The organism is Pseudomonas sp. B3G-3, assembly GCF_028640915.1.
Lineage (GTDB): Bacteria > Pseudomonadota > Gammaproteobacteria > Pseudomonadales > Pseudomonadaceae > Aquipseudomonas > Aquipseudomonas chlororaphis_I.
Genome location: NZ_JAQZAB010000080.1, coordinates 1 through 12,065, shown reverse-complemented (window position 1 = coordinate 12,065; position 12,065 = coordinate 1). Strand labels below are relative to the sequence as shown.

The 12,065-nt window shown below is 63.1% G+C and carries 9 protein-coding genes; 3 read left to right on the top strand and 6 right to left on the bottom strand.

The window, feature by feature from the left end:
- Positions 1-89: 89 nt before the first annotated feature.
- From PVZ80_RS09240 to PVZ80_RS09220, 5 genes are all read right to left on the bottom strand, one after another.
- Positions 90-1,133 (bottom strand): restriction endonuclease, encoded by a 1,044-nt coding sequence (locus tag PVZ80_RS09240; RefSeq protein ID WP_273863724.1) that lies wholly within the window; start codon positions 1,131-1,133, stop codon positions 90-92.
- Positions 1,134-1,502: 369 nt separating this feature from the next.
- On the bottom strand, positions 1,503-2,390 hold the full coding sequence (gene sigJ, locus PVZ80_RS09235; protein ID WP_273863723.1) for an RNA polymerase sigma factor SigJ: 888 nt from the start codon (positions 2,388-2,390) through the stop codon (positions 1,503-1,505).
- A gap of 2 nt (positions 2,391-2,392) precedes the next feature.
- On the bottom strand, positions 2,393-2,833 hold the full coding sequence (locus PVZ80_RS09230) for a carboxymuconolactone decarboxylase family protein (RefSeq protein ID WP_025809478.1): 441 nt from the start codon (positions 2,831-2,833) through the stop codon (positions 2,393-2,395).
- 98 nt (positions 2,834-2,931) lie between these two features.
- Positions 2,932-3,936: a PDDEXK nuclease domain-containing protein gene (locus PVZ80_RS09225; RefSeq protein WP_135006445.1), complete on the bottom strand. Its 1,005-nt coding sequence runs from the start codon at positions 3,934-3,936 to the stop codon at positions 2,932-2,934.
- Positions 3,937-4,059: 123 nt separating this feature from the next.
- Positions 4,060-4,470 (bottom strand): PA0061/PA0062 family lipoprotein, encoded by a 411-nt coding sequence (locus PVZ80_RS09220; protein WP_016704703.1) that lies wholly within the window; start codon positions 4,468-4,470, stop codon positions 4,060-4,062.
- Positions 4,471-4,693: 223 nt separating this feature from the next.
- Between PVZ80_RS09220 and PVZ80_RS09215 the strand changes: the two genes are divergently transcribed.
- Genes PVZ80_RS09215 through PVZ80_RS09205 form a run of 3 tightly spaced genes read left to right on the top strand, consistent with a single transcriptional unit; the run spans position 4,694 to position 10,473 of the window.
- Positions 4,694-7,915 carry an efflux RND transporter permease subunit gene (locus PVZ80_RS09215; RefSeq protein WP_273863722.1) on the top strand — a complete coding sequence of 1,074 codons (3,222 nt, stop codon included), beginning with the start codon at positions 4,694-4,696 and terminating at the stop codon, positions 7,913-7,915.
- Positions 7,905-9,071 (top strand): efflux RND transporter periplasmic adaptor subunit, encoded by a 1,167-nt coding sequence (locus PVZ80_RS09210; RefSeq protein WP_273863721.1) that lies wholly within the window; start codon positions 7,905-7,907, stop codon positions 9,069-9,071. The genes PVZ80_RS09215 and PVZ80_RS09210 overlap by 11 nt, the downstream gene beginning before the upstream one ends.
- A complete protein-coding gene (locus PVZ80_RS09205) occupies positions 9,055-10,473 on the top strand; it encodes an efflux transporter outer membrane subunit (protein WP_273863720.1) in 1,419 nt (472 codons plus the stop codon). Before PVZ80_RS09210 ends, PVZ80_RS09205 begins: the two co-directional genes overlap by 17 nt.
- 178 nt (positions 10,474-10,651) lie before the next feature.
- On the opposite strand, the gene PVZ80_RS09200 is transcribed toward PVZ80_RS09205, so the two are convergent.
- The gene (locus PVZ80_RS09200; RefSeq protein WP_080710636.1) at positions 10,652-11,953 is read right to left on the bottom strand and encodes an IS4 family transposase; all 1,302 of its coding nucleotides are present in this window, start codon (positions 11,951-11,953) and stop codon (positions 10,652-10,654) included.
- Between the last annotated feature and the right edge of the window lie 112 nt (positions 11,954-12,065).

Sequence of the window (12,065 nt, the reverse complement as noted above, 5' to 3'; positions counted from 1 at the left end):
TACTCAATTCTTGTTTAGCCGGACCTCCAAGCTAGCCATTCATCATTCGCAAGCCGATGAAGAACTCGTCGCCTCCCACATCCAAAGTATCAAATGTCCTCCGTCAGCGCCGCCGTCCAAATCCGCTTAAGCGGCAGCTCTGACTTGATGCTCTCATCCAGCCGGTCGTAGTACATAAATAGCTGATCGAGCAGATCGTCCTGGTTCCACAGACGCAAGCGGAAAAAGCTGGACGCCAATTCCTTCTGCACATTCCCACGATAACCACCCCATGCCACGAAAAGCCCCTGGCTGGCGTTGAACTTGCTCATAGCACCCAGCAATTTGTCGACGGTGGGTCGGTCAACCAACCCTGTGCCAGACTTCACTTCAACGCAGATCGCCTGCCCACCAAATCCCATCACGCCGTTACTGGCCAGCACGTCAACACCACCATCAGCACCTTCCGGGCTCTGCCAAACGCTAAAGCCCTGCGCCCGCAAAATCGCTGCTACCAGAGTGGTCAGGCGATGACCTTTAAAGCGTCGCTCGATCAGTCGGACAATATGGTCTTTGCCGGTCCGCTCCAGATCGGTTTCGGCTTCCTCGACAGCCACTTCATCAGAGGCAGTAGCCGTATCACAGACCAACTGCTGCAAGGTCTCGGGCTGCCAACCATTTCTATGCATAGAGCGAATGCGCTCTTCGGCGTTATTACGCTGGATTCGGCAAATGGTCATAAACGCGCCGAAGCTGTAGAGCAGGTCCTGGGAGAAATTGGAGCGGGGAACTGCTTCGCCAATCCACTCAACCGCTCTCCAGTGGAAAAATGGATCGGGGCCGCCAAGGGCAAATTGATAATCATCGACCAGCTTGCCGATATACACCACGGGCTGGGTTTTGAGCGGCAGTACGATCAAATCCCCCGCCTGCATGCGCTGAGCGAAAGGCCAAATCTGGCTGCTCCAGTTTTGCAGTGTTCTGGGTTTGGCATCTGGATAGCGTGCTGCCAGTTCGGTCTGTATCTGGTCGCGTTGCTTGAACGCACTCAAATTCACATCCAGCCCATCCCACGTCACATAGACGCGGCGCTCGCTGATGAACTTGTCTTCGAATTCCCCTGCGGAGCCCGCCCGGACCAGCCATACGGCCATTAGTATTTCTCCCTGTTTGCTGATTCAGAGCCGATATCAAACTGCGATGCCCTTTTAGTGGGTAAAGCAGATACCGGACGATTGAATCGAGCGCAAGTGCCAAAGGCTCACTCGCCGTCCAGAACTGGCTGCATTCGGGCTACTTGGTCGTTTACTTGATCGCCTACTTGGTCGCTTTGGCTGAGATCGGCCGAGGCTCGATTGCCCGCGACGGGCTTGAAATGCTGCGTTTATCCAATCAATGCACGGTTATCGTTAACGTTCATCGCGAGCAAGCTTCGCTCCTACAAAGGATTACCTTTGCCTAACTGATCAGCATTGGTGATCTCATTACTGATCCGCAGCACTCAGGGCGGCGCGATACAAACATCACGCCAACGAACCACTCCCCAACAACCCCAACTTATCCGGATTCCGCATAATAAAGACGCGGTTCACCCGTCCCTCCCCGTCATACCCAAAACTCACCACCGCAACCACCTCTCCGTCCCCCCGCAACACCACCCCACGCCCACCATTAATCTCCACCTCCTGCCACTGATACTCCCGCCAGTACCTGCTCAACGACTCCCCCACAAACGCCAACACCGCCTCCAACCCATACAGCGTCTCGCGAATGGCGCTGGCTTTGCCGCCACCATCGGCGCAGAGCTCGACGTCTTCGGACAGCATCGCGGCCAGGCCTTGGGTCGAGCCGCTGGTGATGGCGCTGTGGAAGGCGCTCAGCAGTTGTTCCTGGCGCGAAGGGTCTGGCTGGTAACGGGCCTGGGTGTTGCCCAGGCTGGCTTTGGCGCGGGAGACCAGTTTGCGGCAGGTGGCTTCCTGGACGCCGAGGGTTTGCGCGACTTGGGGGTAGTCCAGGTCGAAGATGTCGTACAGCAGGTAGGCGGCGCGTTCCTTGGGGGTCAGGCGTTCGAGCAGGAGCAGGAAGGCGGTGGACAGCGACGAGGCCAGTTCATGGCTCTGTTCGGGGGAGTCGTGATGCAGGGTATGGATCGGTTCCGGCAGCCAGGTGCCGACGTAGTCCAGTCGCGAGCGCTGGGCCGAGCGCAGCAGGTCGATGCAGTGCCGGGTGCAGGCGGTGGTCAGCCAGGCGGCCGGGGTGGCAATGGAGGCCTTGTCGGCCTCCAGCCATTTGATGAACAGGTCCTGCACCACGTCCTCGGCCTCGGCGCGCGAGCCGAGGAGGCGGTAGGCCAGGCCCAGCAGGAAGCTGCGACGGCTTTCGAACACCGTCGTGTCATCGATTCGATCCATCCTCAGTGCCTCGACACCTGCAAGCGATTCCACAGGTTGATCATGCCGATATCGGCCGTCAAGGCGGCGATCTGCGCTTCGCTGAAATGTTCGCGCAGGGCGGCGCGCAACGGGCCGAAGTCGGTGTCTTCGCGCAGCACGGTGAGGGCTTCGGTCCAGGCCAGGGCGGCGCGCTCGGCGGCGTTGAAGTCGCTGACATGGCGCCAGACCACCAGGCGGTCCAGGCGCTCGTTGCTTTCACCGTCTTCACGGGCCTCGCGGGTGTGCATCTTCACGCAGAAGCCGCACTGGTTGATCTGCGAGGCGCGCAACACCACCAGATGGTGCAGCTTGCGTTCCAGGCCGTGGGCGTCGATCAGGCCGTGGACCTGGCCCAGGCTTTCGAAGATCTCGGGGATGGTTTGCAGCAGGTTGACGGCTTGGGTCGGGTGGCTGGATGACATAGGGTGGCTCCGTTATTTGAGGGACACCGACATGACGGGCCAGCCTGGTGGTTTGTGACGGGGTGGTGGAAAAATAATTCGGGTTCCGATAAGGAGGCTCAAACCGCCTGAGGATTCAGCGCATAAAACTCATGCAGCTTGGCCTGCAGCAGCTTCTTGTCCGGCAGTTGTGTCTGGTACTCGGCGATCAATGCAGGTGAGAGTGAGCGGTTGAGAGCGTACTCGACCACCTCGTCGTCCTTGCTGGCACAGAGCAACACACCCAAGGCCGGGTTCTCATGGGGTTTGCGCACCTGACGGTCCAGCGCCTCCAGGTAGAAATCCAGCTTGCCCAGGTGTTCCGGCTCGAAGCGCCCGACCTTGAGTTCAATGGCCACCAGGCAATTCAACCCACGATGGAACAGCAGTAGATCCAGCACAAAATCACGCCCGCCAACCTGCAATGGGTAACGTGAAGCGACAAAACAGAAGTCCCGCCCCATTTCGATCAGAAAGTCTTTCAGTTGCTGCACTAACCCACTGTGCAGGTCGGCTTCGCTATGACCTTTGGCCAGGTCGAGAAACTCCACTACATAGGCGTCCTTGAACACCTTTAGAGCTTCTGGGTGAATTTGTCTCAACGCTGTCGAGACTTTTGCCGGTTGGGTCAGTGAACGCTCAAAGAGGGCCGACTTGATCTGGCGCTCCAGTTCCCGGGTTGACCATTGTTCCTGAATCGTCATGCGCAGATAAAACTCGCGCTCTTCTGGCCGCTTGCCTTGCGCAAGAATGATCAGGTTCTGGGTCCAGGGTAATTGTGTCAGCAGTGCTGACACTTTCTCCTCGCCTCGATAAACCTCATAGAACTGCCGCATGCGGAACAGGTTACGCCGGGTAAAACCCCGCAACCCCGGCTGCTGCCGCGCAAGATAATCCGCCAGTTGCTGAACCACTCCATCGCCCCACTCCGCCGCCTGGATCTTGCGACTGATATAGGCACCGACCTGCCAATACAGCTCCACCAGTTCAGTGTTCACCGCCCGCATCGCCCGTTGGCGCGCGGCGGCGATCATTTGCGCCACTTCGTTGAAGGCCGCATCGGTGGATGGCAGTGCTTGATTCATAAAATGGGTCCTGCCTGAAGGATGTAGTCCACCATCATCAGGCGGCCCTCAATCAACGTGCAGTCAGCCGCTTCTCTTTCTATTGAGCGAAATTTCCTGGATTGAGCAACGCCGGCAGCTCTGTCACCCCGGCATGCACTCAAACCCATGCGCACTCGCCACCTGCTTGCCCTGGGCATCAAACAACCGCGCCCGCACCTCGGTGCCCAGGGTCGATTCCACCAGCTTGTAATGCTCCCCCGCCTGGAAGTTCGGGTAGCTCACATGCCCGTGGCAGTCGACCTGGTTGGAGTCGCCGCCGACTTCTTCGAACAGGGTCACGTCCAGGCGGTGGGCGCCGGGTTGGACTTCGAAGTAGCGGCCGTCGTCGACGTTCTTGCCGTCGACCCGTTCGGCCAGCAGGTCGCTGGGGCCCTCTTCTTCGAGGCTGATCCAGGCTTCCTTGGGGTCGGGCTGGGGCATCGGGCCGGCGCAGGCGGACAACAGCAGCACCAGGCTCAGGGCGGGAATCAGCAGCAGGGGTTTGGCATTCATGGCAGGTACCTCGGCAGTAAAAAAATCGACACAGGGCGAAGCGAAAAAAGCAGCCGCGCCGGATTGCCATCCAGCTTGTCGAGGCCCCGGGCAGAGGACAAATGAATCCCCGTGAAAGGAAATTCAGGCCTTACCTAAAACTTCCTTCACCTGGCTGAAAGCCGCGTGTTAGGTGGGTCGCTGGAGACTGCCGAGCTTTGTTTCCGCCTCGGAGGTCCACCCCATGCTCGGGCTGGTCAAGACCGCTCTGCTCAAGCCCTACACGTTTATCGTGCTGGCGATTTTTATCTGCATCATCGGGCCGCTGGCGGCCCTGCGTACGCCCACCGATGTGTTCCCCGATATCGGCATTCCGGTGGTGGCGGTGGTCTGGCAGTACACCGGCCTGTCGCCGGACGCCATGGCCGGGCGGGTGATCTACACCTACGAGCGCTCCTTGAGCACCACGGTCAACGACATCGAGCACATCGAGTCGCAATCCTTGCCGGGCATGGGCATCGTCAAGATCTTCTTCCAGCCGGGGGTGGATATCCGCACCGCCAACGCCCAGGTCACGGCGGTGTCGCAAACCGTGCTCAAGCAGATGCCACCGGGCATCACCCCGCCGCTGATCCTCAACTACAGCGCCTCGACGGTGCCGATCCTGCAGATGGCCTTCTCCAGCCCGACCCTGTCGGAGGCGAAGATCCGCGACCTGGTGCAGAACAATATCCGCCTGCCCCTGAGCTCAGTGCCCGGGCTGGCGATGCCGACGCCCATGGGCGGCAAGCAGCGGCAGATCACCCTCGACCTGGACCCGCAGGCGCTGGCCGCCAAGGGCCTGTCGGCGCAGGACGTGGGCAACGCCCTGGCGGCGCAGAACCAGATCATCCCGGTGGGCACCGCCAAGCTCGGCGCCAGCGAATACACAGTGCTGCTGAACAACAGCCCGACCGCCATCGACGAGCTCAACGACCTGCCGATCAAGACCGTCGACGGCGCGCTGATCACCATCGGCCAGGTGGCCCATGTGCGCGACGGCTCGCCGCCGCAGAGCAATATCGTGCGGGTCGACGGCCACCGCGCGGTGCTGATGCCGGCGCTGAAGAACGGCAATATTTCCACCCTGTCGATCGTCGACGGCATCCGCCAGATGCTGCCGCGCATCGACGAAACCCTGCCGCCGGCGCTGAAGACTTCGCTGCTGGGCGACGCCTCGGTGTTCGTCAAGCAATCGGTGGGCAGCGTGGCCCGGGAAGGCATCATCGCCGCGCTGCTGACCAGCGCGATGATCCTGCTGTTCCTCGGCAGCTGGCGCTCGACCCTGATCATCGCCGCCTCGATCCCCCTGGCGGTGCTCGCGGCCATCGCCCTGCTCGCCGCCAGTGGCCAGACCCTGAATGTCATGACCCTCGGTGGACTGGCGCTGGCGGTGGGGATCCTGGTGGACGACGCCACGGTGACCATCGAGAACATCAACTGGCACCTGGAACAGGGCAAGGCGGTGAAGGCCGCGATCCTCGACGGCGCCAAACAGATCGTCGGCCCGGCCTTCGTCTCGCTGTTGTGCATCTGCATCGTCTTCGTGCCGATGTTCCTGTTGCAGGGCATCGCCGGTTACCTGTTCCGGCCTATGGCCCTGGCGGTGATCTTCGCCATGGCCAGCTCGTTCATCCTCTCGCGGACCCTGGTGCCGACCCTGGCCATGTACCTGCTCAAGCCCCATGTGCCGGAAGCAGGCCCGGGGCATCACCCGGAAGACGAATTCATCAACCACCACGAGGGCGAGCAGCACGCCCCGCCACGGCATGCCCTGGTGCGCGGGCTGCTGGGGTTCCAGCAGGGGTTCGAGCGGCGCTTCTCCAACGTGCGTGACACCTACCATGGTCTGCTGAACCTGGCCCTGGCCTACCGCAAACGCTTCCTGCTGGGCTTCCTCGCCTGCGTGCTGGCCTCCTTCGCCTTGCTGCCGAGCCTCGGCCAGGACTTCTTCCCGGCCACCGACGCTGGCGCCCTGGCCCTGCATGTGCGCCTGCCCCTGGGCACGCGGATCGAGGAAAGCGCGGCGGCCTTCGACCGCATCGAGGCGCGGATTCGCGAGGTGATTCCGCCGGAGCAACTGGACAGCGTGATCGACAATATCGGCATCCCCCTGAGCGGCATCGACATGGCCTACAGCAGCGGCGGCACCATCGGCCCGCAGGATGGCGATATCCAGGTCACCCTCAAGCCCGGCCACGCGCCGACCGCCGACTACGTGAAGCAGTTGCGCGAAGCCCTGCCGGAAAGTTTCCCCGGCAGCCAGTTCGCCTTCCTGCCGGCGGACATCAGCAGCCAGATCCTCAACTTCGGCGCGCCGGCGCCGCTGGACGTGAAAATCTCCGGCCCCGACGGCGCCGCCAACCGCGCCTATGCCCTGGAGCTGCAACGGCGCCTGCAACATGTACCGGGCATCGCCGACCTGCGTATCCAGCAGTCCACCGGCTACCCCTCGCTGGCGGTCAAGGTCGACCGCCTGCGGGCCAATGGCCTGGGCATCACCGAGCGCGATGTGACCAACAGCATGGTGGCCTCCTTGGCCGGCAGCTCCCAGGTGGCGCCGACCTTCTGGCTCAACCCGCAGAACGGCGTGTCCTATTCGATCGTCGCCGCCACCCCGCAGTACCGCCTGGACAGCCTGCCGTCCCTCGAGGCCCTGCCGGTGACCGGCAGCAACGGCCAGTCGCAGATCCTCGGCGGCCTGGCCAGCATCTCGCGGGTGGACAGCCCGGCGGTGGTCACCCACTACAACATCCAGCCGACCCTGGACCTCTACGCCAACGTCCAGGGCCGCGACCTGGGCGGCGTGGCCCGGGATATCCAGAAAGTCCTCGACGACAGCCAAACGCTGCGGCCCAAGGGCGCAACCATCAGCCTGCACGGGCAGATCGACGCCCTGCATGAAGCCTTCAGCGGCCTGAGCCTGGGCCTGCTGGGCGCGGTGGTGCTGATCTACCTGCTGATCGTGGTCAACTTCCAGTCCTGGCTCGACCCGTTCGTGATCATCACCGCGCTGCCCGCGGCCCTGGCCGGGATCGTGTGGATGCTGTTCCTCAGCGGCACCTCGCTGTCGGTGCCGGCGCTGACCGGGGCCATCCTCTGCATGGGCGTGGCCACGGCCAACTCGATCCTGGTGGTGAGTTTCTGCCGCGAACGCCTGGCCGAACACGGCGATGCCCTGAAGGCCGCGCTGGAGGCCGGCTATACGCGCTTTCGCCCGGTGTGCATGACCGCCCTGGCGATGATCATCGGCATGCTGCCGCTGGCCCTGTCGGAGGAGCAGAACGCGCCCCTGGGCCGCGCCGTGATCGGCGGCCTGATCCTCGCCACCACCGCCACCCTGCTCTTTGTTCCCGTGGTATTCAGCCTGGTCCACGGGCGTCACCCCACTCGCGCTGTCGCTGGAGAAAGTACCCATGTCGCCTGAACACACCCCCTCGCGCAAACGCCTGCTGTGGCTCGGCATCGGCGGCCTGACCCTGGCCGCCCTGCTGGTGGCCAACGGTCTGGCCGCGCGCACCCGCCATGAACGCGCGGTGGCCGCCTGGACCGAAACCGCCGCCGTGCCCCAGGTGCTGGTGTTCCAGCCGCAGCAGAACCGCCAGGGCGACACCCTGCGCCTGCCGGCGCACCTGGAAGCCTGGAGCAAGGCGCCGATCCACGCCCGGGTCAGCGGCTATCTGAAAAGCTGGAACAGCGACATCGGCGCCAAGGTTCAGGCCGGGCAAGTCCTCGCCGAAATCGACAGCCCCGACCTCGACCAGCAGGTGGCGCAGGCCCATGCCCGGCTGGTGCAGGAACAGGCCAATGCGCGCCTGGCGCAGACCACCGCCGTGCGCTGGCAGAACCTCGTGGCCAGCCACTCGGTGTCGCGCCAGGAAGCCGATGAAAAAACCTCCAACGCCGCGGCCGCCAAGGCCAATGCCGAAGCGGCCGCTGCCGACTATGCGCGGCTCTCGGCCCTGGAGGACTACAAGACCATCCGCGCGCCCTTCGCCGGCACCATCACCGCGCGCCACACCGATATCGGCCAGTTGATCAAGGCTGACAACGACAGCGATCCGCAGCTGTTCGACCTGGCCGACACCCACAAACTGCGGCTCTACGTGCCGGTACCGCAGAACTACGCCAGCGTGATCCGCCCCGGCCTCACTGCTGAGCTGACGGTGCCGGAACACCCCGGCCAGCACTTCAGCGCGCGGCTGCTCGGCGACTCCACCGCCATCGACCAGCGCTCCGGCACCCTGCTCGCCCAGTTCGTCGCCGACAACCCCGACGGCGCGCTGCTGCCCGGCGACTATGCCGAGGCCGCCCTGGCCCTGCCCGCCGACACCCGGGGCGTGAGCATTCCGGCCAGCGCCCTGATCTTCCGTGCCCAGGGCACCCAGGTGGCGCTGCTCGACGAGCACAATCACGTGCACCTGCAGGACATCCATATCGGCCTCGACCTCGGCGCGCGACTGGTGATCGACCAGGGCCTGCAAGCCGCCGACCGGGTCATCGACAACCCGCCCGACGCCCTGCGCGAAGGCGACCTGGTGCAACTGGCCGACGCCGGAGGTGAGCATGCGCCCAAGGCTTGAGCCGCTTGCTGTGTTGCTATTGCTGGCCTTGCAAGGCTGCTCCCTGGCGCCCGGCTACCAGGTGCCAACCATGGAGCTGCCGGCCCACTACCGCGAACAGACCAGCGACGGGCCCTGGCATCCGGCACAACCGGCAGATCAACTGGCCAGCCAGTGGTGGCTGCTGTACCAGGACCCGCGCCTGGATGACCTGCAACAGCGCCTGTTCAAGGCCAACCCGGACCTGGCGGCGGCACTGGCGCACTTCGACGCGGCCCAGGCCTATGCCAGCCAGTTGCACGCCGGGCTGTTCCCGCAGATCAGCGCCAGCGGCCAGTCGCTGCGCCAACGGCAGTCGGACCACCGGCCGTTGCGCGGCAGCAGCCAGCCTTCGGTGTACAACAGCAACACCGCCGGTTTCTCGCTGAGCTTCGACCCCGACCTGTGGGGGCGGATTCGCAACCAGGTGGCTGCCGGCGACGCCCAGGCCGAAGCGTCGGCCGACGACCTGGCGGTGGCGCGCCTGAGCCTGCAACAGCAGCTGGCGAGCCTGTATGTGCAGCTCAATGGCCTGGATGCGCAGAGCGCGATCCTCAGCCAGTCCCTGGACGACTACGCCCAGGCCCTGCAACTGACCCGCAGCCGCTACCAGGGGCAGATCGCCTCGGAGCTGGACCTGACCCGCGCGCAAAGCCAGCTGGCCAGCGCCGAAGCCGAACTGGACGAAGTGCGCGGGCAACGCAACCTCACCGAACACGCGATCGGCGAACTGGTGGGCGAACCGGCCAGCCACTTCCAGCTGCCCGCGGCCACTCAGGCACTGACCCTGCCCGGCGTGCCGCAACAGCTGCCCAGCGCCCTGCTGCAACGCCGCCCGGACATCGCCGCCGCCGAACGCCGGGTGTTCGCCGCCAACGCCAACATAGGCGTGGCCCGGGCCGCCTGGTACCCGGACTTCAGCCTCACCGGCCTGCTCGGCGGGCAGACTCAGGGCAGCGGCAACCTGCTGGCGGCGGGCAATCGCTACTGGGCGCTGGGGCCTCTGGTCAACCTGCCGATCTTCGACGGCGGCCGCCTGAGCGCCAACGAACGCCAGGCCCACGCCGAATTCGAGGAAGCCGCCGCCCATTACCGCAGCCAGGTGCTGCGGGCGGTGCGTGAGGTGGAGGACAACCTGGGGCAGTTGCGGGATTTGCAGCAGGAGGCGCTGGACCAGCAGGCGGCGGTGAATGCCGCCGAGCATACGCAGACTTTGGCGATGAACAGTTATCAAGCGGGGGCGGTGAGTTATCTGGAGGTGGTGACGGCGCAGACCGCTGCGTTGCAGGCGCAGCGGGGGTTGCAGGCGCTGCAGACTCGGCGGTTGCAGGCGAGTGTGGGGTTGGTGGTGGCGTTGGGTGGGGGGTGGAAAGCTGGCGCTTGATTTGAGCGGATATGGAATCCTCTCCAACTGTGGCGAGGAAGCTGGTTTCCGCTCGATCGGGCAGCAGTCGCATACCTGATTTCTCTGTGCATCAGAAGCGTTGGGGGACTGGATATTGGGTACATATCCATTCCTGCGGTCACGGCGGCTTAGGGTTCCGCCCTTACGGCCATCCCTTTCAAGGTCTTTTCGTTTTGGCAGCCTTGATGACCCTGTCTGTTGAAACGTGGGCATGTACCGCCGTCCCTTGAACCCATGTCCTGGGCTTGGGTACCTTGGGGCCTCGTTGGCTTTTGGCGACTTGCTTGGGTTGAATGTTCTTGGCTAATTCCAACAAGCGCTGGGCCAGTTTTTCCATTGAGACGATCGGTAGATATTCGACGGGCAGAGCGATCTGCATGCCCTCATATCCAGCTCTGACCTGGATCGCCAAGTGATAGATCGAAGCCTCCCAGCCCTCAGGCTGAGTCTCTCGATGAGCGTGTTCGACGCTGCGCTTGAGCAAGGCCAGTACGTTGTACGCCAGCACGGCAGTGGTGAATCCAAGCAAGGCAGCTCGTGGACTGCCGAGAGATTCAATTTCACTTTCCAGAATGGCTTCCAGTCGCTGGAACATCCCTTCAATACTCCAACGACGGCGATAGAAGTCCGCGATCTGCGGTGCGCTGATGCTCTCGGGCAGGTTGCTCCAGAACATCAAACTGCGGTCACCTGAGTCGTTTGGTGAATGGAGCGTCAACTCGATGCGTCGCCACTGATGCCCCCCTCTTACCTCAATGCTTTGTTCACGCACCGTACCTGTTGCAACAGGCAAAGATGCTTGCCACTCGCCCTCTTGAATCAGGCGCGGGTGCTTGGCCTGCTGGCGAATGACAAATGACGTTTTCACTTGTTCACAGGCCTCCATTACAGGAAGCGTGCAGTAGAGCCGATCAGCGATCCAAACCTGGTTCGTCTTGGCATCGGACAGTAGCGGCAACACGCAGACTCGCTCGCTTGCGTAGGCGTCTTCGCAGGGTTGCAGGTCAATGACCTGATCCAGGTCGGGATCGTAGACCACGACCGAGAATCCGGGACGAGCCGCTCCGCGCTCGTGCCGTAGTGCTCCAAGGCGCTTTTCGGTGGACGCCAGGTGGCTGCCGTCTACCACCCGAACCTGCCAATCGGGCAGCATGGCTGAGCCCCCCAACTCCTTGATCGTCGGAGTCAGGCGCTGCGCGCAACCTGTGACCAAGGCGCGCAACAGAGCCGGTTCGGTACGGCTGACCTTGTCGTAAAGGGCCGCCAGGCTAACCGGAAGATCCTCCAGTTGCTTGGCCGCGGCATGTAATGACGGCTTCAAGCCCAATGAAACAAGGGACATGAGCTTAACGATGGTTGAGAACAGCAATTCGCGGGAGTACTGCCGTTGCCGGTGTTCTTCGAAAACCTGATCGACCCACTCCGGCGCAATGGCTTGCTCCAAGGCAAGTTTGGCCATCACGCTGGCAGGTGCTTTTTTCTCGAATCGCGCTAGTACATCGGCCCACATCGTTCGGGTCTTCCTGACTGAATTTCAGCGGATTTTACCCAAGACCTTGAAAGGGATGGCC